Below are 24,027 nucleotides of genomic sequence, written 5' to 3'. Positions count from 1 at the left end.
GCGAGAAAAAGGAAGAGTTTGTAAGGGAAAGATATGTGGCTACGACAAGAAATCCGTATTTTTGCCAAATATGCCGAAATCAAACAAGTTAAGAAAAATAGGAAAGGTGGCACTATGGGTGGTTTGCACACCAATAGTCCTCTTCCTCATACTAGCCCTACTGGTTTATCTTCCACCAGTTCAGAACTTTATAGTCCAGCGCGTTTGTACGCATTTCAGCGAAACAACAGGCGTTCAGTTTTCCGTCGATAATGTTCGACTAGCTTTTCCGTTGGATCTCAACGTGAATGGTGTGAAAGCTGTGCAGAAAGGCGACACGCTGCTCAACGCACGCACCGTCCGACTCAATTTGGAAATGCTCCCTCTCTTTCATGGGCAAGCCAATGTGAGTGGAATCGAATTAGACGCGTCGCGAATAGATACAAAAAATTATATCTCAAATACACGCATCAAGGGAGTTGTGGGGCATCTCACAGCAGAAACAAAAGGCGTGAATTGGCAAAAACAGGACGTTCATGTTCAGTTGGCACAACTGCGCAATTCAGACATAACAGTGGCTCTCGCCGATAGTGCGCTCGACGATACTACGACCACCAAGAGCCATTGGCGCATACGTGTGGACGAAGTCAGTCTCGAAAATGTCAAAGCGCGTGTAGCATTGGCTGGAGCTTTGCCCATCACGTCTCCCCAAAAGGCGCATCACACTATTTGGGTGGCGGCTCAATTGAAAAAGGCGGTGCTCACCGATGGCGACTTCGACACGGATAAGGCGTATTATGCCTTCCGCAGCTTGAATATCAAGAAGGGGAATGTGGCTTATACGCCCAATGGGGCTGACGGCACTTGGACACCAAAGAATCCCATCCCTGCAATTCCTGCCGACCGTCAACGAAACCACAAAGACAGTGTGCGCATTGCCTACACTTATACTGATAACGTGGCAGCACTGGAACGCTGGAGTCCATTCCCCGTAGAGACAATAGGGCGCGGGAAACAATGGAAGTTCCGCACTGCCTCCAGCAATTCAACTACACTACAAAAGCCCACAAAGCCATTCGATCCAACTAACGTTGTAGTGACAGGGCTAAACGCACAAATCGACACGCTCAGTTACAACCGCGCAGGCGTTTTGCGCTTGGGTGTGCGCCACGTTGCCTTACAGGAGCAATGCGGTTTTGCAGTGAAAGAGCTCAGCGGAGCGGTGTATCTTGACAGCACACACATAGTGCTTCCTGCCCTCAACCTAAAAACGCCCTATTCTTCGCTGCGTGCCACGGTAAATCTACCCTTCTCAGCTTTTAACAAAGGCAGTCGTGCTTCAGTTAGTTTGAACCTCGTTGCAACGTTAGGGGCACCTGATGTGAAAAACTTGGCGCGCGGTTATCTTCCTGCTCGTTATCTCCGCCTCTATCCCAACCGAACGCTTTCGCTCAATGGGCGTTTCTCGGGGAATTTGGCTCATATCGTTTTTCAAAATGCCTCTATCAAGCTGCCAGGCATTCTGACTTTCAACGGTAATGGACGATTGGATGGCATCACGGGAAAAACACCTTCGGCAAAAATGATTTTTTCGCTCCGCACGGGAGCAGCCCTTCCCTCACTCTTCAGAAACATTTTGCCCGATGTGGCCAAAACGGTGAGCATTCCTGCTACGCTGGGGATGAAAGGTAACCTATCCTTCCGCGGCACTGACTACCAACTCAACACGAACCTTGCAACAGGGCGCGGAAATGCGCAAGTGAAGGCGTGCGTTAATCTGCAAACAGAGGCCTTTGATGTTCGCGTTAATGCTCGCCAACTCGCATTGCAGCAGTTCCTACCTAATATGGGGCTGTCGGCATTTAGTGGGACACTCTCTGCGCGTAGCAGAAGTTTCGACGTACTCTCCCCCCGCGCCGGCCTCACGATGGATGCTCGTGTTCGTAGTTTTAACTACGCCAATTATGATCTAAGCGGACTATCTATTACGGTTCGCCAACAAGGTAGTACATCGAACGCTCAGTTCAGTATTAACAACGCGCTACTTACTGGAAAAGGAACGCTCCAAGCTACATTAGGTAGAGACATCTCTGGCCGATTGTCGAGCAATTTTGAGAAAATTGATTTCCGCCGATTGGGCCTGACAGCGGACACTGTGCAAGGTGGCGGCCAGATTGATATGCACTTCCGCACCAATCGCGCATTCACAGCTTACTCAGCATCTGGCCGATTCACCGACCTCTTGGCAATGACGCCCAACAGAGGTTTCACGCCTGGCGATATAGATTTCTCGTTTGGGACGGGAAATGATTCAACCCACGTCTTTGCCACTAGTGGCGACATGGTACTTCGACTCGGAACGCGGGGGAATGTTGATCGTCTTGTGCCGCGTCTTACGCGTTTCTTCCATCAGTTTGAAAAGCAACTGGCTCACCGCCAGCTCAATCAAGAGGCTCTCAAGAGTGAGCTGCCAGTGATGAATTTCCATTTCGAAGCTGCGCGTACTAATTTCGTGAGCGACTATTTGCGCATCAAAGGGTATCAGTTCCGCACGGCTTATATTGATCTCCATGCTCATCCTCTCTCGGGACTGTCGGGCCTCATCCGTGCCGACTCCATCACAACAGGAAAACTACTTTTAGATAGTGTCAACTTGGTCATATCGCAAGATACTTCAGGCGTGGTTATTGACGGAGGTGTCCGAAACTACACGCGACGCAACCCCAATAAATTCAACGCGCAGCTACATGGTTACATCCTTTCGCAAGGAGCTGGAATACAAGCAAAGTTCTTTGATGCCGACGGGGATAAAGGTTTCGATGTGGGCTTGCGTGCTGATGTATTGCAAGATGGTATCAACATCGTTCTTTATCCCGAACAGCCTGTTCTGGCTTATCGCAGTTTCAGTATCAATAAAGATAACTACATCTTCCTTGGAAACAATAAACAGATTCGAGCGGATGTAAACTTAACAGCGGATGACGGTACGGGTCTTAAGATTTACTCTACCGCCACCGATAGTGTAAACGATATCACGCTTTCTGTGAACAATGTCAACTTAGGTGAGCTATCCAATGTACTTCCTTTCTTACCAAAAATGCAAGGTTTGCTCTCGGGCGATATTCACTTCTTCGACGATCATAAGAATATCAGTGCGATGGGTTCACTTCAAGCTAACAGTTTTGCTTTTGATGGTACACGTCTGGGACAGATTGGAGCCGATGTTACTTACTTGCCCAAATCGAACGGAGAACACTACGCCTCGGCCTTTATTAGCTCGGGCGGTATCGAAGTTCTCGAAGCAGAGGGTACTTATGCTGACAGGAGCGGAGAATTTAATGTAAAAGGCAATCTACACGATTTCCCAATGCCTATGCTCAATGCCTTCCTCGAAGGAACTGACATAGCACTACGCGGTAAAGCGGGCGGCGATTTCACGCTTCAAGGAACAGCGAAGAACCCGATACTCAATGGATCATTAGATGTAGATTCTGGTCACGTTTACTCCGACGTCTACGGTTTTGACTTCCGCATGGAAGAAAAGCCTGTTGCTATCAACAACTCTAAGGTGCATTTTGAGAATTACAACCTCTACTCCACGGGGAAGAATCCGCTCGTTCTCAATGGCGATATAGATATAAGCAACACCAGCAAAGTTTCTTTGGATTTCAACGTAAAAGCGAACGACTTCGAACTTATCAATACGCAACGTAAGCGCAACTCTTTGGTATTTGGAAAAGTCTATGCCGACTGTCAAGGTACGCTGAAAGGTACAGCAGATAATTTGTCGATTCGCGGACGACTCGACATCCTCGATAATACCAATATGACATATATTCTGAAGGATTCGCCCGTCTCAGTAGATAATCGTCTCGAAGATCTTGTGAAGTTCACAAATTTCACCGATCCTGAAGAAGAAATAGAACTTGAAGAACAAGCCTCATCAAGCTATGACCTCGCGCTGGGTATCAATGTCAACGAAGGGGCTCATTTCAACTGTCTTCTCTCCGAAGATGGACAGAACTACGCCAATATTGAAGGTGGCGGCAATCTTACATTCCGCATCACGCACCAAGGAGATATGCGCCTCACTGGCCGACTAACAGCCAGTTCGGGTGAGATGAAATACGAACTGCCTGTTATTCCACTCCGCACATTTAAGTTGGTGGAGGGCAGCACTATCGATTTCACTGGTGACCCTACCAATCCACGGCTCAACGTGACGGCACTGGAGCGCATGAAAGTCCTCGTCACAGAAAATGAGCAGCAACGCAGTGTGGCTTTTGATGTAGGCGTTTCCATCACCAATACGCTCGACAAGATGGGGCTAGAATTCACCATTGCTGCTCCCGAAGATTTGAGCGTTCAAAACCAATTAGCTGCTATGTCAAAGGAGCAACGCAACAAAGCGGCTGTAGCGATGATGGCAACAGGTATGTACCTCACCGACTCTAGTTCAATGAAGAGCGGCTTTAAAGCAAACAATGCGCTAAATGCTTTCCTCCAAAATGAGATTCAGAACATTGCGGGTAACGCACTGAAGAGTGTCGATTTAAGCGTGGGCGTAGAAACTGGAACTTCACTCGTCGGTACACAAACCACTGACTATTCTTTCCAGTTTGCTAAACGCTTCTGGGACGATCGTATCCGAGTGATCATCGGCGGGCGCGTAAGTGCTGGTAAGAATGCAGATAATCGTGCAGAGAGTATTATCAATAACGTGAGTGTTGAATATCGTATGAACCAAGGGGCAACTCGCTATCTGCGCGTCTTCTACGATCGCGACCAGCAAGACCCCCTTGAAGGGCAGCTCACAAAGACTGGTTTGGGCTACTCTGTGCGCAAAAAGACGGATAAGTTTGGCGATCTCTTCATCTTCTGGCGTAAGAAAGAGAAAAAATAAGTTGGATTATTGCTCTTTATCGTTGAGGCGAAAAGGGTAAAAGAGCAACCTTTCTATAATAGAAAACAATAATGAAACAAGACAATATATTTTCCCAAGATATAGCACGCGCAATGAGTTTTCGTTCGCTGTTGAGAGTTTCGAAGAGTGTAATGGGGCTTGTGCTACTCCTTTTGCTATTCCTTACATCATGCTCTACTACTTCAAAACTGCCCAGTGATGAGCAGTTGTACATCGGTATCGACAAGATTGCATACACTAACACTCCTACAAAGAAAACGAAGATTCGCCGCGATTCGGTGGGCGTTATCACTACGATTGCCGATGTAGCAAATACGGTGAGCGATGTTTTGGCAGGACGAACAGATGGCAACACGCTTGACAAACTCAAAGATGCGGCGCTGAACGGACAGAAAACTAAAGCCGAACAGAAAGCTGAAGAACAAGCTGAAGCGGCAGAACGTGCTGCCAACAAAGAAGCCTTTGAAACAGCGAAGGAGGAAGTGGAAGCCGTACTGGCCTATCCGCCTAACAATGCTCTGTTCGGTTCTTCCTCTTTACGCTCTCCTTTTCAGTTGGGACTATGGTTCTACAATGGTTTCGTTGATGCCAAGTCGGGTTTGGGAAAATGGATTTATAAATGTTTTGCTCAGCAACCCGTCTACGTCACAACAGTAAATCCTGATATGCGCATCAAGGTGGCACAAAACACCTTGCAGAATTATGGCTACTTCCGTAGCAAAGTGGGATATAAGATTATAGAGCAGAAAAATCCCAAGCAAGCTAAAATTAGCTATACGGTCAATGTGGGGCCGTTGTCGCGTTTCGACTCTATCCAGTACTATTCTTTTGGTGCGCAGCAAGATAGTCTGCTTCATTCCACTAAGTCGAAACACCTCTTGACAAAGGGTGCACCGTTTAGCGTGGTAAAACTGGCGAATGAGCAAACGCGCATAGGTTCGCTCCTCAGAGAGAACGGCTACTATTATTGGCTGGACGACTACACCACTTATCAAGCCGATACCTTGATCCGTAAAAATTTTGTACAACTTCGTGTGATGCCAAAGCCCAGTATTCCTGCTGTTGCTAATCACCCATGGTACATTGGACAGACATATATAAATGTACGACGCAATGAAGAGGAACAATTGAATGCTTCACGTACAGATCAGAATTTCACCTATACTTATGGCGGCAATAAGATGCCGCTACGCTCCAGTATGTGGCGCCACGCCGTCATGCACAATAAAGACGAACTGTATCATTATACCGATCAGCGCAACACTCTGGAGAAGTTGAACAAAATAGGTGTTTTCAATATGCTTGATGTTAGCTATGTACCGCGAGACACTGCTGCTAATTGCGACTCGCTTGATATCTATATTTCGGCACAAATGGGTAAACGCTACGATTCTGATTTTGAAATGAACACTACGCTCAAGAGCAATCAGCAAGTAGGACCTGGTTTGTCTTATGAGATGAACAAGCGCAATGCTTTTCGTGGTGGAGAAACCGTTTCTTTCAAAATTTTCGGATCGTATGAATGGCAGTTTGGTTCGGGCATTCGTAGCAGCAACTCATTGCTGAACAGCTACGAATTGGGCTCGCAACTCTCTTTCACTTTCCCGCGTTTCTTTGCTCCTATCATTTCGCGCCATCGCCTCAACTTCCCCGCCGAAACAACATTTGCTATCAACGGCGACTGGAAACGACGCGCAGGTTTCTTCACCTTGGTGAGTGCCGGACTTAGTGCAACGTATAACTGGTACAAGAAGTCGAATATGCTCCATGAGCTAACGCCGCTAAGCATCGACTTCAACAACACTATCAACACTTCCCACACCTACGACTCTATCATGGCTGCCAATCCCACACTGGCAGTGTCCATGCGCGACCAGTTCATCCCAGCCATGTCCTACACCTTCACATACACTTCTACTGCCCGACACCGCAATAAGCTGATGGTTCAACTCCACGCAAAAGAAGCCGGTAATCTCTTTTCGGGCTTTTATGCCGCAACGGGAAAGAAGTTCAACGAACAGAATAAACGCATCTTCGGAAGCCCTTTCGCCCAGTTTGTAAAGACAACAGCGGAGATGCACTACACTCTCCCCATCAACAACCGTCTCACACTGGCCACACGCTTCTTTGGCGGGGTCATCTTCTCCTATGGCAATAGCACCACAGCCCCTTATTCAGAACAGTTCTATGCGGGAGGTGCCAATTCGGTTCGCGGTTTTACCATCCGAACCATCGGTCCGGGTAGTTATCGCAGCAATGATTCTAAATACTCCTATATAGACCAGACGGGCGACATCAAACTGGAAGTCAATACTGAACTGCGCGCTCATCTGTTCGGCTCGCTCTATGGCGCAACATTTATAGATGCCGGCAATGTTTGGCTGATGCGTGAAGACGCTAATCGGCCCGGCGGACGCCTCTCTGCCTCCACGCTAAAAAATATTGCAGTAGGCACGGGCGTCGGTCTGCGCTACGATTTGGAATTCCTCGTTCTGCGCTTCGATTTAGGTATCGGACTTCACGCGCCTTACAAAACCAACCGTAGCGGTTTCTACAATTTGGAGAAATTCAAAGACGGACTTGTTTTCCATTTCGCCATAGGCTATCCGTTCTAAGCCATGCTGAGTTCTGTCCAAACTCACAACCTCCCCATCGTATAATCCTTAACCCCACAGTGATATGAAGAAAGTTTTATTGTTAGCAGTGGCTGTTCTGTGCAGCCTTGTTGCCCGTGCCGATGAAGGTATGTGGCTACTAAAACTTATGGAACAACAACACCTTGCCGACTCGCTCCGAAAAGCAGGTCTACAACTACCGCCCTCCCAGCTCTATAGTGAGACAGGCTCGAGCCTGAAAGATGTTGTCGGTATCTTCGGCAATGGATGTACGGGTGAAGTTGTATCGCCCGACGGCCTTATCTTCACCAACAACCATTGCGGTTTCTCCTACATCCACGCCATGAGCACCGTTGAGAAAAACTATCTCAAGGACGGTTTCTTTGCAAAAAGTCGCGCGGAGGAACTTCCCACACCCAACCTCACCTTTACGTTTGTCTTGGCAATTGAAGACGTGACGGCGCAGGTCGAAGCTGAAGCACGCCGATTGGGCATCGATAAATACACACGCCAGAGCTACAGCTTCACCTCGAAGATGAATAACGAATTGCGCAAGAAATCGAAATATGCAAAGCTGAAAGGCATCGAATCAACCCTGCTTCCATTCTTCGGTGGCAACCAGTTCTACATCATCTATATGCAGGAATACACTGACGTGCGCCTCGTGGCCGATCCTCCCCTTAATGTAGCTCAGTTTGGTGGCAATTCCGACAACTGGGTATGGCCTCGCCAAAATGTCGACTGGTGTGCGTTTCGCATCTATGCCGATAAGAACGGACAACCCGCACCCTACAGTCCCAAGAATATTCCCTTGAAGCGCAAAAACTATCTGCGCATTTCTTCAAAAGGTGTTCAGGAGGGCGACTATACCATGGTGATGGGCTTCCCCGGCTCAACATCGCGCTTCCTCACCTCCGAACAGGTTGCACTGCGTGTCAATAACACCAATCAGCCCATAGTGATGGCTGGCTGGCCCGTTCTCGATCTCTATAAGAAATATATGGAAAAGAACGACAGCATCCGCCTCGTCCTTGAAAGTACCAATATGCGATTGGGCAATGTGGTGAAGAACTACGATGGCATGATTAAGGCTGTGCGCAACTTAAAACTCATCGATGAGAAACGCCGTGAGGAAAAGCGCTTCCAAGATTTTGCGCGCCAAAGCGGCAAACCTGAATACCAAACGGTGGTGGCTGACATCAACAATCTCTGTAAGACTTATCAGGATTCTATCTTCGACGATAATCTGCTGTATGCAACACTGGGCAACATCAAATATCCCGCATCCTACAGAATCATGCAAAAACTGCTCGCTGCCTTAAAGGCAAACAACCGTCAGGATGTCCAAAACAGCAGCAAAGCTCTGCTCGAAAGCTATGACAAACAGCTGGAAGATTTCACCAAGGATTATGTCATTGAACGCACCCTCTTGCTGCTCCCCATCTGGGAGAAAAACTGCCGTTTGCCCATATCGCGCAGTTTGCAGGTAGGCAATCCCTACGAACTCATCTCGCAGTCCATCTTTGCCAGCCGCAAAAAGCTGGAGACTTTCGCTGCCAATCCCTTGATAGAAACGCTCACTTCCGATCCCATCTATAGGATGATTAAAGACATTGACGAACTTTCAGAAAAATTGGAGGGAACAAAACATTTCAAAACGGCCGTCCAACCCCTGGAGAAGACCTACGTTCGTGGACTCGAAGAGATGTACAACAACTCCAAAGCTCCCGATGCCAACTTCACACTGCGCATGACTTACGGCCACGTAAAGGCGATGAAGCCTCGCGATGGTGTGCTCTATGATTGGCGCACCACGCTGAAGGGCATGTTTGAGAAGGAGGACAGCACCAATATCGACTACATCGTACATCCGCGTATGCGTCAGCTCTATGAGGCGCGCGACTTCGGACGCTATGCTCGAGAGGACGGCCAGTTGCCCACATGCTTCATCTCCAACAATGACATCACAGGCGGCAATTCAGGTTCGCCCATCATGAATGCGAAAGGCGAACTCGTTGGTTTAGCTTTCGACGGCAATATCGAAGCACTGAGTAGCGACCTCAAGTTCGATCCCGAACTCCAGCGATGTATCAACGTCGACATTCGCTACGTTCTCTGGATTCTCGACAAATTCGGCGAAAGCAAATATCTCTTCAACGAAATGGAGATACACTAACTCACTCCTCACAGAACGGCAGCCTCCCCTGCCGTTCTGTTTCTTTTTAGAAAGTTACCACTATCTGCTGCAAGCTATATCTATCTATGGAAGACTTCCCCACGGGGGGGGTATCCTTTGGGCATTCCCCGCTATTAAGCATAGTATGTCTCCGCCGGAGACTGTGGATGCACGGCAGCGAGGGAGTATTATCCACCTTCCCCTCCCAAGAAAAAACTCCGTTTTTGTTGTCACGTTGTCACAGAGGATAGAACACTCTGATAAATAGACGGTTAGATGCGTGACAACAACTTTTTTTGTTGTCACACTGTTGTCACACACGTAATGTACATGTTTTCAGATCATTATGCTCAAAGTGTGACAACGTGACGACGTGACAACAAAAAAGAAGATCTCAGAAGGAGGGAGATTATTCATTATTTCTGACTTACCCTTTCTCGTCTCAGCCACAATAAGCGCGCCAGCTGACGCAATAAGGATATCAGCTGACATCCTTATTCTATCCTAAAACGCAATAAGGATATTTGCGCTTTGCGTTCTTCGCACCCCGCCCTCTCTATTCGTATCTCTAAGTTTATCGGGCAGCAAGATATAAAGAAATGAAAATGTGACTATTTCCGAAGGAGGAAAAGAAAGTGAATGGTGTGTATGGAAATTTATTTTTACCTTTGCCACATATTTTGTCTCGATATGTTCGGAAGATTACGATACACACTGCTCACAATCGCTTTTCTGCTCATCGGTAACACCGCTACTTGGGCCGACAAAACTTTTGTTTTGGTAATCGATCCAGGTCATGGTGGACACGATGCAGGTGCTGTGGGTAGTTTTTCTAAAGAAAAGGAAATAAACCTTCAAGTAGCACTCGCCTTCGGTAGTCTGGTGGAACAAAATTGCCCAGACGTGAAGGTGATTTATACGCGCAAAACGGACATTTTCATTCCGCTCGACACGCGCGCCGATATTGCCAACAACGCCAAGGCAGATCTCTTCATCTCTGTTCATACCAATTCCTTACCAGCTGGGCGCATAGCTTACGGTTCGGAAACTTACACGCTTGGTATGGCCCGTGCTGGAGCTAACCTCGAAGTGGCAAAACGCGAGAATAGCGTTATTACCTATGAGAAAGACTATCAGTCGCGCTACCAAGGCTTTGACCCCAACAAAGCGGAGAGTTATGTCATCTTCGAGTTCATGCAGGACAAATTTATGCGACAGAGCGTTGACCTGGCACGCTGTATTCAGAAACACTATGTACGCGCCAACCGCAAAGACAAAGGTGTGCATCAAGCGGGATTCCTCGTGCTTCGCAAAACAAGTATGCCTGCTGTATTAACAGAATTGGGCTTCATCTCTACGCCTGAAGAAGAATCTTTTCTCAACTCCAAAGAGGGAATCAAAACGCTTAGCACAGCTATTTACAATGGTTTTATAGACTATCGAAAGCAGCACGGATACGCCGGTAAGACGCTACCGCCGCCCATTTTCAGCAATTATTCTGCAACGGAAACTACGCCGAAGGAAGACACTTCTGTGGTACAGGTGGTGCCAGTGGAAACAAACAATGCTCCCATTGTTGCGCCCCGTCAGAAAGAGAATGCGGAGACTACGGCCATTAGTGAGAAAGAGAACGCCAAAGCAGCGGACAACACTCCTGCAAAGCCAACCAATAAAGAAACGGTGACAGCACGCAAAGAACCCACGCAACCGAAACCTCGCAAAGAGGAAAAACAAGTTACGACTGCTAAACCGAACCCCACAGCAAAGACCCCAACAGGCCCGAGCTATACGATTCAGTTTGCTGCTACTTCAACGGAGGTTTCACTCAAAGATCCCATTTTCCGCGGAATGGAAGACCTGAAATGCACGAAACGTGGCAACCTCTATATCTACACAACAGGACACTACAATAGCAAGGCTGAAGCCGAAAAGGATACTAAGAAGCTACCAGCTCGATATAAGAGTTATCTCATCGTAAAAGAAAACGATCTCGCAGCTTCCGCTCAGTCGGCTACTAAAGCAGAGAAACAGCCTTCAACAAAAAAGGCTGAGAAGGCTGAACCTGCTAAAGAGCAAAACAAGCTCACCTTCCGCGTGCAGTTTGCCACCACACCAACGAAACTTTCCACTACTGATGCACGCTTTAAGGGGCTTCCCGACGTGCGTTGCTATCACGAGGGAAAACTCTATAAATACACCTCGGGCAACTATGCCTCTCAAGCAGAAGCACGCAGCGCACTCAAGGAGTTGCAAAAGAAATACCCCGATGCTTTCATCGTGAAGTTTCAAGGTAACGAGAAAAAATAAATACATATACATTCACCCGACAATCAGCACATAAAGAACAATATGCGTTTTTTTACAAAAGAAGTAAAGATTGCTTTGACTGCTATCGTAGCCATCGCTTTGCTCTACAGCTTAATCAATTTCATGAAAGGTGTTAACATCTTTAAGTCGTCTAATACCTACTATGTAGAGTTTGAGAATATTCAAGGACTAACGGTTAGTAATTCCGTCTATGCTAATGGGTATCCAGTGGGTATCGTGCGCAGTATCGAATACGATTACGATCGCACCAACAAGGTGGTAGTTGCCGTAGAACTCGACAAGGAAATGCGCGTCCCCAAAGGGACAAAGGCAGAACTCGAAACTTCGCTCATGGGCGGTGTGACGATGAATCTCATCCTCGGCCCTAACCCAACGCAATACATCGAACGTGGCGACACGCTCAAAGGTGGCCCACACGAAGGAGCTATGGCTCAGGTGGAACAGAGCGTTCCTCAAATGGTGGCTCTCATCCCGAAAATCGACTCTATCCTGACCAATTTCACACGGCTCACCAGCGACCCTGCTCTCCAACAGATGTTACACAATGCAGCAGCTATATCAGAGAACCTCCGCACTACAAGTGCACAGCTCGATAAGATGATGGGGCGCGATGTGCCGCAGATGATGGCGAAACTCAATCAAGCAAGTACAAATCTGAACAAACTTAGCGAAAATTTGGCAGGCGTGGATGTACAGAGCACCATGCAGCAGGTCAATTCCGCACTGAAAGAAGTAGAGGGTTTCTCCCGCAATATCAACAACCTGTCGGGACAACTCACCACTAGACTCAACTCAAAAGACAATAGTTTAGGTCTGCTCATGAACGATCGCGGGCTTTACGACAACCTCAACCGCACCTTTCAAAACGCCGACTCTCTTGTCACCGACCTCAAGGCACACCCGAAACGCTACGTCCACTTCAGCGTGTTCGGCAAGAAAAGTAAATGAGAATAACCCAATTAGGCTACTCTAAAAAAAGACAAGAAAGTATCAACTAATAGTGCCGGCCACCACATACCATGGTAGCCGGCATTTATCTGCCTCTTCCTCAGCTCACTGAAAAAAGCAGAGAATAACAGAAGAAAAAGATATGAATACACGGGCTTAATATTTTGCCCTTTATTATTTTTTTACGAATTTTGCAAGCACTTCCCTAAACGGAAGGAAGAAATACAGAATGAGCAACACCCAACAGCAAGACCAGTGGGAGGCTTTCCTCTCCATCCTCAAAAGAAGCATTTCCGAACAGGAATTTAGGACGTGGTTCTCTGCCGTACAGTTCGTAAGCTATGAAAGCCACGTACTGAGAATTGGTGTTCCCAATCTTTTCCTCACAGAATACATCGAGGGGCATTTCCTCAAAGAGATTACAAAAGCTGTTGAACACGCGTTTGGTGTAGGTACTTCGCTGCAATACTCTATTATATCATCGGCCGATGATGAAAACCAACCGCAACGCCCTGCTGCAAACCCGAAACCGAAACTACCACCACTGGATTCGAACATCAATCAGAGTTTCACGTTCGATAATTTTGTGGAGGGACAAAGCAATAAGCTAGCGCGCACTATTGCTCTTTCCATCGCAGCGCATCCAGGAAAGACGTTCAATCCTTTCTTTCTCTACGGGCCTAGCGGAGTAGGCAAAACCCACCTTATTTCTGCCATTGGACACAAGCTCTTGAAACTACATCCGGAAATGCGTGTTCTCTATGTTCCTGCACATCTTTTCAAAACGCAGTTTATTGATTCTGTGCGCAACAACACGCAGAATGATTTTATACACTTCTATCAAACGATAGATGTGCTCATCATCGACGACATTCAAGAGTTTACTACCACTAAGACCCAACAAGCTTTCTTTCACATTTTCAACCACCTGCAGCTGAACGGCCGACAGATTATCATCTCCAGCGACCGCGAACCGGCAAAGTTTGAGGGCATCGAAGAACGTATGTTAACGCGTTTCCGCGCGGGAATGATGGCACCGATAGAACGACCTGATTTAGCTTTGCGCCGTGCGATTCTTCAAACGAAGATTCGCCGCGACGGACTCAAGTTCCCTAAAGAAGTGGTCGACTTTATTGTGACTCATGTGGATAGTAGCATTCGCGATTTGGAAGGAATCATTAGTTCCATCATGGCTTATTCCATTGTTGATTTCTGCGGAGAGATCACGCTACCTTTAGCCGAGCGCATTGTTTCTCAAGCTATCAATTTGGCAAAGAAGGAACTTTCGCTCAACACCATTACGCGCCATGTCTGCACCTATTTCGGTGTGAAAGAGAAAGAAGTCATGTCGAAAACTCGCAAGCAGGGAATCGTACAGGCACGCCAAATCTCTATGTACCTCAGCCATAAATACACGGATTTGTCTTACGCCGAAATAGGACGACAAATGGGAAAGAAAGACCACTCCACTGTGCTCCACTCTTGCAGTATGGTAAAGCGTCGCTTGTCAACTGAAAAGAACTTCCGCCACCAGGTGGAAGAAATCGAAGCAGGTTTTAAGAACTAAAATCCGCACTTATTCAAGGAAAGGGCTTCTACTCATGTCTCCCCTACAAGCTCTCAAAAAATACTTTGGTTATAATAGTTTTCGCCCCAAGCAAGCCGAAATCATTGACACAGTACTTGGCGGGCGCGACTGCTTTGTGCTGATGCCTACAGGAGGAGGAAAATCTGTATGTTACCAAATACCAGCAGCACTTCTGCCGGGGCTAACCATCGTTGTTTCCCCGCTCATCTCGCTCATGAAGGACCAAGTGGAAAGTCTCTTAGAAGCAGGCATTCCCGCTTGCGCCATCAACAGTTCACTCCCGCTTGAGCAGAGCGTGCAACTCCAAGAGGCGTGTGTAAACGGGGAATACAAACTCGTCTATCTCTCCCCCGAAGCATTATTGGCATCCTTACACGGCTGGATTTCTCGCGCCAAAATTTCGCTTGTTGCTATCGACGAAGCCCACTGCATTAGCCAGTGGGGACATGACTTTCGTCCCGAATATACGCAATTGGGGGAAATCCGCCGCGATCTGCCTAACGTTCCGATGATGGCTTTAACTGCCACGGCCGACAAGGTGACGCGCGAGGATATTCTCCAACAACTCGGGTTGCACAACCCTTATATTTCCGTTTCCTCCTTCGATCGCCCTAATCTTTCTCTGACGATCATTCGCGGCTTCAACGGAAGCGAAAAACTCAAAGCCATCCTCCGGTTCTTGCACGAACGCTCCGGACAAGCAGGTATTATATATTGTATGTCGCGCAAGACAACAGAGAGCGTCGCTGAAAAACTCACGACAAAAGGTGTTCGCGCACTCTCCTACCACGCTGGACTATCGGCCGATGTGCGCGACAAAACGCAAACGGCCTTTATCAACGACGATGTTCAAATCGTCGTAGCCACCATAGCTTTTGGTATGGGTATCGACAAGAGCAACGTGCGCTGGGTTGTTCACTACAACCTGCCCAAAAGCATTGAGAGCTACTACCAAGAGATAGGGCGTGCCGGACGCGATGGCGACCCTGCCGACACGCTCCTTTTTTACAATTACGCCGACATCATTCAGCTCGAACGTTTCGCTCAGGATAGTGGTCAGCAGAACATCAATATGGAACGCCTCAACCGTATGCGGGAATACGCCGAAGCCAGTGTGTGTCGTCGCCGCATATTGCTCAACTATTTTGGTGAAGAAACAAGCACCGACTGCCACAACTGTGATGTTTGCAAAAATCCTCCGACACGTTTTGATGGCACTACGCTCGCGCAGAAAGCCCTTTCTGCCATCGCCCGCACCGAAGAAAGCATCGGTTTCAGCACAGTTATCGACATCTTGCGCGCCACCTATTCGCCCACTGTCCGCTCCTCCCACTACGAACAACTAAAAACATTCGGTGCAGGACGGGATGTAACGGCTCACGACTGGCGCGACTACCTGCTACAGATGCTCCAACTCGGGCTTGTGGAGGTGGCATACAACGAGGGCGACCACCTAAAGATTACCACCTTAGGGCGCGATGTCCTCTTTGGCCGTCGCCCCATCGAATTCGCCCAAATTCAACACGAAGATTTCCAGAAAAAGGAGAAAGAAAAAAAGGCAGCGCGCCAAAAGGAAAAAGATACCCTCTCTCTCTTCGATGCGGGAGAAATACAGCGCGGAGTCACAAACGGAGAGATGTTCGAACGCCTCAAAGAGCTCCGCTTGCGCTTGGCTCGAGAACAAGGATTCCCGCCCTACGTTGTATTCAACGACCGCACACTCCACGCCATGGCAACGCTTCGTCCACACACGCTGGACGATTTCGACCGCGTCCCTGGCGTTGGCGACTTCAAAAAAGCAAAGTACGGAGAGGTTTTCTTAGAAGAAATCAACAGATGAGCCGCTCTCACGCAGCAAACAATAAAAACTCAGGAAAAATCCTCACACACAACGGGTATGCTGAAGCCCATCTTTTATCTTACTTTTCAGTTTCACAGAAAAGCCATAATAAAAATTCCCCATGAACTTACTCGCAGCGAGCAGTTCGTGGGGAATTTCTATTTTATTGAGAACACTACTTGCGCAGAATCTTCTGCGTAGTACCGTTGCTCATACGGACGATGTTCAGTCCGCTCTGCAACTCGTTGAGTCTTTTTCCGTCAGTAGAGTAAATCGCCTGGATGTTTGCATCACCATTGAGGGTAGCGGTGGCAACTCCTGTACTTTCTTTCTTCGTAAAATATCCTGTTTCGGGATTCGCCATTGAAACATCTACCTTACTTGCGTCGTATTTCACCGCTCCTTGGAGATTCGTACAATTTTCGAACATATCTTGAGAATTCGAACATGTCCAAGTATTATTGCAATAGATAGTTGTCAAAGAATTACAGTTAGAAAACATATAGTCTATGTATTTAACATTATCTGTTTTAAAGTTGGAAAGATCGAGGGAAGTTAAACTTGAACAGTCAGCAAACATATGTTGCATATTTTGCACTTTCTCCGTATTGAAACCCGAAAGGTCGAGTTGAGTGAGTTTTTCACACTTACGGAACATTGCATACATACTGCTTACTTCAGATGTATTAAGGTTTTCCAAACCCTTTATTTCCTCTAGATTCGTGAAATGGATAAACCAAAAATCAGTATTTTGGGGGCGAAAATCCTTGAATGAAGCATCAAAGATAGCAGTAGTTACAATTGGTTCAGGGGCCATCCACGTTCCAGACCAGACAGGATATGTTAGAGAAAATTCCTTCTTCGTCTCCTCAATTCCCCACACATTGCTCCCAGTGCGGGAAGATTTCTGATCGTCATAGTAGAAAGTCAGCGTTTTCTTATCGCTGCTTTTCACTACATACGCTTCCTTCTCCTGTGCTTGAGCTAACTGCGGAAGGAGCAACAATGCCATAAACCATGCAATGAGCACAGTACATAGATTCTTGAGTAACTGTTTTTTCATAATTTTTGCTTCCCCTTTGTCTCCTCGTCTTCTATCTGCTTTCTGGGAGTGCCGTATCGGGAAGTTGGGCAGTTGAGGTTAATAGTAATTTCGAATCATTAGATTAACACCTTGTCCGCCTTTCGACTCTTTAGAAAGCAAAGCGACAGGTTTCTTTTATAAAAGTTGTATTTTCGCAAAGGTATGGAAACTTATTTAATAATGCAAAAAAATATTTTTCCGTTGAGGGGAGTGGACGGATGAGCGTGGGTGCTGTGCGACACCTCCAGTGTCGGAGGGATGGGAGGACTTCGCCTCCACTTATCCACTTATCCGCGGGTGATGCCCGAACGAAGTGAGGGTGAACCCGTGGACAGACAACAGCACTAACTTCCGACACCGGCGGTGTCGCACTGAAAGCGTCGAGGGAGTATTCTCCCTCTCTCCTCCTAAGAAAATACTCGATTTTTGTCGTCACGTTGTCACGGAGGAAGAGAAGATGCTGATAGAGAGGTACTTATACGCGTGACAACAAACTCTCTTTGTTGTCACACGTTGTCACGCATTGTCACGCGCGCAATATATACATTATCAAGCTGTTATACTCAAAGTGTGACAACGTGACGACGTGACAACGAAAAAACGAAATCCAGGGAGGAGGAAGTAAACAGGAGTGGGTGCTGTGCGACACCGTCGGTGTCGGAGGGGGTTATGTCACTTTTCCACTTCTCCACGGGTTCGCCCTTCGGGCATCACCCGCGGTTAAGCATAGTGTGTCCCCGCCGGGGACAGTGGGTGAGCGTGCGACATTACTAAAGGGAGTGGATACAATAAGGGCGTAAGCGGATAAGCTTATTGCATCTGAAAACGCAATAAGGATGTGAACTGGCAGAATAAGGGCGTAAGCTGATAGACTTATTGTGTCTGAAAACGCAATAAGGATATTCACGATTCGATTTATTGCACTTATACTCTCCCAAGATATTCTGTACCTAAAAATAGAATTGTGGTACACTACCTATATTGATGCCGAAAAACTCTTGGAGAGAATTGTGAGTAGAAATAGCCAAAAACGCTACCAATCAAGACCGCGATAGGGTTTCATGAGGTTGTAGTTTTCAACATGATAAGGATTGAACCCCTCACGCTTAGAGGCTTCAACACTCAAACCGAGCGAGAAGCTGTCGTTTACCTTCCAGTTAGCCCCCATCCCTACGCGATATTTCGCGGGGGCATCCCAATAGTAGGGGCTCCATAATAGTGCGTTTTTGGGCACTAAACTTGCCGTGGCATAGGCATATACATCGAGTTTTTCTGTAGCCCGATAGGCTGCAAGAACGCCCACTCCCAGTTCAGTACCGCCATATCCGTCCCACTTCATATGGTTGGCGAAGACACCAGCTGCAAAAAGCAGTCGCGCGCTGATGGGTTTTACATACGCCAACGCTAAGTTTTGCCCAAAACCAACGCCTTTGGGCGCATGCTTTCCGAAAGCTACGGAAGCACTCATTCCGAACTGTACGTTCAGGCCAGGATGTAGCGACCAACTGCCACCCCAGAAACTACCATAGAACGGAGAGAACGCACTATATGCGGGATTGCGCACCTCGAGAATCGGCTGCAAAGCTTCGTTTTGGGCCAACGGTTTGTGGGCTGCGACGGCAACGGTTGTTGTATCAACGGAGAGAGATTCAACAACATCCTGTGCACTGAGAGTTTGGCACAAGAAAAACAATATCAGGAATAAACTTATCAGATGCTTCATCGGATTTGCTTTTGCATTTGTGGCAAAGATAGAGACTTTACCTTTTTTGTGCTACTAACAAAAGCTAAAAAAGTATGTAAAACTTTATCAGTTTGGATTTTCCGCGTAACTTTGAACGAAAATAATGTAATGAAAATCTCAACAATACGGCTCTTGCCCCTGCTTTTCTTTTGCCTATACACAGCTACTATTGGGCAAGCACAAACGTTGCGCCAACGCCCTTTGCGCAGCATTAGTGCCGACAGCGTAGTGTTCTTGAGCAAGGATCAGACAAACCTCCGCATGGCGGGCATGATAGGGACGATTCCTGCCATGCCACGACCGCTCACGGAATGGCGGAAGAAAGATGTGAAAGCCTTGCTGAAAACCGCTCCCACACCGCAGCGGCCTACACTCAAAGCTCCGCAATCCGTTTATGAAGCTATCAGCATCATCCAGCATTGCTTACCGCTCCTCCAATGGACGGGTGAGGCGCGCTACTGCGACTCACTCAACGATGCGCTCTTCAATCAGCTCATGCCCGCTTTGCTGATAAAATCTTTCGAGCAGCATCTGGCGCAACAAGCCGTGGTGGATGCGGCACAATGGATGTATCTCACAGACGAGCAGGGCGTTTCTATCAATCTCTATCTCAATGCTTTTGCGCGGATTGTCACTCCAAAATTTGCGCTCACGCTGGATCAGACCAGCAGGATGCCGTTTGGCAGTCGAGTGCAAGTGCGCGTTGGTGGGTTGAAGAGTCAGACACCACTGGAGCTCCGATTTTTCATTCCGTCGTGGCAGAAAACGATGCCACTCATTTATGTGAATGGGCGCGAGGAGTTTTGCACAATGGAAAAAGGCTATGCCGTCATTCGCCGCAAATGGAATGCAGGCGATGAGGTATTTTTTGATTTCGACCTCACGCCACGCATTGAGGGGTCGCTCCTCCGCGTTGGTACACTCTATTATGTGCCAACAGCAGCACCTTCATTACCCGCCTATCCCAGCAACGAGCTGAACTGCTACGAGCACCCTATCCTGCAAGGCAAAGGCTTTACGGCCGAACCGATTACAGACAAACCGATGCTTCCATAAGAGAAGAAACCATTGCTTTATCCGATGTAAGCATCTCTCCCTCTTCTCCTTTTCCCCCTCCCCCATTCCCAACAATATATGCTTTCCCTACAACAACAAAAACAACTACTTCAGAAAGAATATGAGTTCGAACGCAACGAGTTTCGTCGCGAAACTGAGGCGTTCGGCATAGGGCGAAAGGTGAAACGTGGAGACTGCTGGTTTCCCGTTACCGTGGGGCGCAGCTATTATAACTCGCTCGATCGCTTAGTGGTGGAAATCCATCGCTCAACAGACTCTGACATCGAGCACAACTTTGAATATGGTCGCTCGGTCTGTTTTTTCTCACAGCAGAACAGCGACAGCCTGAAATACCTCAATTTTAGCGGCACAATCAGTTATGCCGAAGCCGACAGGATGGTGGTGGTTCTGCCCAACGAGCAGGCACTGTCCCAACTACAAGCATTGGAGAATGGCGGTGTTCAACTGAATTTTGACGAGACTTCGTACAAGCTTATGAACGAAGCCCTCGATGCGGTCATCAGTGCCCGCGGAAACCGCTTGGCGGAACTGCGCGACATCATTCGCAGTAGGAAACCCGTGAGCAGAACAGAGAATCTGCTCCACCTGAACCTACCATGGCTTAACGCCTCGCAGGAGCAAGCCGTCAACGATGTGCTGGCAGCACGCGATCTGATGATCGTACACGGCCCACCGGGAACAGGAAAAACCACAACGCTCGTGGAGGCTATCATGGAGGTGATGCGGCGCGAACCACAAGTGATGGTATGCGCCCAGAGCAATATGGCTGTGGATTGGATTTCGGAACAACTCGCCGATCGCGGAGTGAGCGTGCTTCGCATAGGTAATCCGTCGCGCGTGACAGACAAAATGCTGAGTTTCACCTACGAGCGACGCTTTGAGAGCCACCCCGACTACTCCACCCTGTGGAGCATACGCCGCACCATCCGCCAACTCTACGCCACACCGCGCAAAGGGCGCAGCGAGAGTTTCCACCAAAAGATTGCGCGCCTTCGTGAACGAGCTGACGAACTGGAACTTCGCATCCGCAACGCACTTTTCGACCAATCGCGAGTAGTGGCTTGCACCTTGGTGGGTAGTGCCAACCAACTCCTGCAAAGCATCCATTTTCACACCCTTTTCATCGACGAAGCCGCACAGGTTCTCGAACCGGCGTGTTGGATTGCGCTACGAAAATGCGACCGCTTTGTGCTGGCTGGCGACCACTGCCAGTTGCCCCCAACCATCAAAAGCAACGCGGCGCGCTATGGCGGTTTGGACAAAACGCTCATGGAGACACTCGCGGAGACACATCCCGAAGCTGTACGCCTGCTGACGGTGCAATATCGCATGAACGAAGCACTGATGCACTTCAGTTCGGAATGGTTCTATGAGGGAAAACTACAAGCCGCACCGGAAGTGAGCCACCGCGGCATTATGGCCGATATGGATGAACCGCTTGTGTGGGTTGATACGGCGGGAGAAGACAACGATGGACAAGAGGATTTTCACGAACAATTTATTGGAGCGAGCTACGGCCGCATCAACAAAGCAGAGGCACGGCTCACGCTCGCCACGCTCATCGACTACGCCGAGCGTATAGGTCGCCAACGCCTCCTTGAAGAGCGCATCGACATCGGTATCATTTCTCCCTACAAAGCTCAAGTGCAGTATCTCCGCGCTTTACTAAAGAAAAACGCCTATTTGCGCCCGCTGCGCAAGTCGATCACGGTCAACACCGTTGACGCCTTTCAGGGACAGGAGCGCGATGTTATCCTCGTGTCGCTCGTGAGAGCCAACGAGACGGGTGAGATTGGTTTTCTGAACGATTTGCGCCGCATGAACGTTGCCATCACACGAGCCCGAATGAAACTGATCATCTTAGGGGCGAGCACAACTCTCTGTCGACATAAATTCTATAAGAAACTATACGACAGTTGCAGCAAACTTTCCATTCAGTCCCTCCGCCAAAACGAAGACTCAACAGAAACGCGCGCCTAAAAAAGATTGAGAGAGAGTTGTTTAATTGTGTCGATGGGATTTTCCCTCTTTTTGCGAAACAGCAAAAGGAGGTGTGCCACTGCTCCAAATAAATCGCAAAACACATTAGAAAAATAGAAAAGGAGAACCTTTATAATACGTTTTTTGAAACTATAGTTTGCATTCTTCATTGTTTTGACTATTTTTGTCCAAAATTTCCCACCTAATCATTTAAAATGAAAAAATTTACTTACTTATTATCTGCGCTGGCCTTGTCGGCAGCACCGGTGATCAGTAGTGCACAGAGTCAATTCTCTCTGCAATCACAGACGCTGACAAATTCCGACAACGAACCCGGACCAGTATTTCCGCTTCCCACTGAACGGCAGCTAAAATGGAACGAAACAGAGTTCTACGCTTTCTTTCACTACGGAATGAACACCTATACCAACCTGGAATGGGGTAAAGGCGACGAAGCCGAATCTATTTTTGCTCCAACAGCAGCTCCCAACCCAGAACAGTGGCTCAAGGCTGTACAAGCTGCGGGAATGAAGGGCGGTATTGCTGTGGTGAAGCACCACGATGGTTTCTGCTTGTGGCCTACATCTTCAACGACCCATTCTGTTGTCAAAGCTGGTAATGCCTTTGGCCGAGAGACCAATATTCCGCGCGATTTTGCAGCAGCAGCTCAGAAATTGGGTATGAAATATGGTTTCTATGTTTCTCCTTGGGATCGTAACTCTGCTCTTTATGGTACAGACAAATATGTGAGTGATGTTTTCCTCCGTCAGTGTGCCGAATTAGCTACTTATGGTACGGATCAGTTCGAAATGTGGTTCGACGGTGCTAATGGTGGCGATGGCTACTATGGCGGACGCAACACAACAGTTAGCGTTGACCGCGAGACATACTACGATATTCCAAACTTGCGCGACTCTATCCACAAAGTTTGTCCTAACATCATCCTCTGGGGTGTTGGCGGAGAAGCGCGCTGGATTGGTAACGAAGCTGGCTGGGCTGGTGAAACTAACTGGTCAACAGAGAACCTCGGTTACGCGCCTGAGCGAAACGGTATGTACGGTACGGAAGACGGTTGGATCTGGTTCCCAGGCGAAAGTGACGCTAAGATGACCGACCAGGGATGGTTCTGGCACAGCAACGAGGCGCCACTGAGCGCAGAACGCCTCTTTCAGATGTATCTGGAGACAGTGGGACGCAACGCGACACTCATCCTGAACTGCCCACCCAACAAGGCCGGCGTTTTGCCTGAAGCTGATGTAAGAGTACTCAAACAGCTCGGAACGATGCTCAAGAATAGACTTGGCAATGACTTAGCCAAAACAGCACACATCGAGGTGAGCAATACGCGTGCGGCAGGTGCTAATCGCAACTACGAAACAGCCAACCTAACAGACGGTGATGCTAAGACATATTGGGCAACAAATGATGGCGTAAACAACGCCACTATCACGCTGACATGGGACACTCCTCAAACCGTACGCTACGTTATGTTGCAGGAGTACATCCGCCTCGGACAGCGTATCAAGAGCTTCAAAATTGAAACCTCCACAGATGGCACAACCTGGAAAGCTACGGCTCCTGGTGTGACCACTACTACGGTAGGTTACAAGCGTATCATTCCGCTCAACGGCTCTACTTCTAACAGTTACGGCAACGGCACTTCTGTCAAAGCAGTGCGTATCACGCTGACAGACGCGAAGTCTTGCCCCACACTCTCCACCCTTTCCGTTTTCTAAGACTCCAT

12 protein-coding genes are annotated in these 24,027 nt (G+C 48.1%); 10 read left to right on the top strand and 2 right to left on the bottom strand.

Going from position 1 to position 24,027, the window contains the following annotated elements:
• Positions 1-70: 70 nt before the first annotated feature.
• From FHS60_RS01150 to recQ, 7 genes are all read left to right on the top strand, one after another.
• Complete coding sequence (locus tag FHS60_RS01150; RefSeq protein WP_221189614.1) at positions 71-4,882, top strand: translocation/assembly module TamB domain-containing protein; 4,812 nt, start codon at positions 71-73, stop codon at positions 4,880-4,882.
• Between the two features lie 71 nt (positions 4,883-4,953).
• Entirely contained in the window at positions 4,954-7,518 is a 2,565-nt protein-coding gene (gene tamL / locus FHS60_RS01145) for a translocation and assembly module lipoprotein TamL (protein WP_244957386.1), read from the top strand.
• A gap of 64 nt (positions 7,519-7,582) precedes the next feature.
• On the top strand, positions 7,583-9,694 hold the full coding sequence (locus tag FHS60_RS01140) for a S46 family peptidase (protein WP_183693870.1): 2,112 nt from the start codon (positions 7,583-7,585) through the stop codon (positions 9,692-9,694).
• Positions 9,695-10,384: 690 nt separating this feature from the next.
• The gene (locus tag FHS60_RS01135) at positions 10,385-12,001 is read left to right on the top strand and encodes an N-acetylmuramoyl-L-alanine amidase (protein WP_183693867.1); all 1,617 of its coding nucleotides are present in this window, start codon (positions 10,385-10,387) and stop codon (positions 11,999-12,001) included.
• A 42-nt stretch (positions 12,002-12,043) separates the two neighbouring features.
• A complete protein-coding gene (locus tag FHS60_RS01130; RefSeq protein ID WP_183693864.1) occupies positions 12,044-12,970 on the top strand; it encodes an MlaD family protein in 927 nt (308 codons plus the stop codon).
• Between the two features lie 229 nt (positions 12,971-13,199).
• Positions 13,200-14,537, top strand: coding sequence for a chromosomal replication initiator protein DnaA (gene dnaA, locus FHS60_RS01125; protein ID WP_183693861.1), 1,338 nt, complete (start codon positions 13,200-13,202; stop codon positions 14,535-14,537).
• Between the two features lie 34 nt (positions 14,538-14,571).
• Positions 14,572-16,398 (top strand): DNA helicase RecQ, encoded by a 1,827-nt coding sequence (recQ, locus tag FHS60_RS01120; protein WP_183693857.1) that lies wholly within the window; start codon positions 14,572-14,574, stop codon positions 16,396-16,398.
• A gap of 175 nt (positions 16,399-16,573) precedes the next feature.
• Here recQ and FHS60_RS01115 read toward each other — a convergent pair whose 3' ends face one another.
• Positions 16,574-17,461 (bottom strand): BspA family leucine-rich repeat surface protein, encoded by an 888-nt coding sequence (locus tag FHS60_RS01115; protein WP_183693854.1) that lies wholly within the window; start codon positions 17,459-17,461, stop codon positions 16,574-16,576.
• A 1,054-nt stretch (positions 17,462-18,515) separates the two neighbouring features.
• Positions 18,516-19,205 carry a hypothetical protein gene (locus FHS60_RS01110; RefSeq protein WP_183693851.1) on the bottom strand — a complete coding sequence of 230 codons (690 nt, stop codon included), beginning with the start codon at positions 19,203-19,205 and terminating at the stop codon, positions 18,516-18,518.
• Between the two features lie 129 nt (positions 19,206-19,334).
• Here FHS60_RS01110 and FHS60_RS01105 point away from each other — a divergent pair, with 129 nt between their 5' ends.
• The 3 genes from FHS60_RS01105 (at position 19,335) to FHS60_RS01095 (ending at position 24,019) form a co-directional block, all read left to right on the top strand.
• A complete protein-coding gene (locus tag FHS60_RS01105; protein ID WP_183693848.1) occupies positions 19,335-20,282 on the top strand; it encodes a glycoside hydrolase family 127 protein in 948 nt (315 codons plus the stop codon).
• Between the two features lie 78 nt (positions 20,283-20,360).
• A complete protein-coding gene (locus FHS60_RS01100; protein WP_183693846.1) occupies positions 20,361-22,283 on the top strand; it encodes an AAA domain-containing protein in 1,923 nt (640 codons plus the stop codon).
• A gap of 215 nt (positions 22,284-22,498) precedes the next feature.
• On the top strand, positions 22,499-24,019 hold the full coding sequence (locus FHS60_RS01095; protein WP_183693843.1) for an alpha-L-fucosidase: 1,521 nt from the start codon (positions 22,499-22,501) through the stop codon (positions 24,017-24,019).
• Positions 24,020-24,027: the final 8 nt, after the last annotated feature.

This window comes from Alloprevotella rava, assembly GCF_014195585.1.
GTDB lineage: Bacteria > Bacteroidota > Bacteroidia > Bacteroidales > Bacteroidaceae > Alloprevotella > Alloprevotella rava.
Note: the sequence above shows the minus strand (reverse complement) of the source record. Positions and strands in the feature narration are given on the sequence as shown.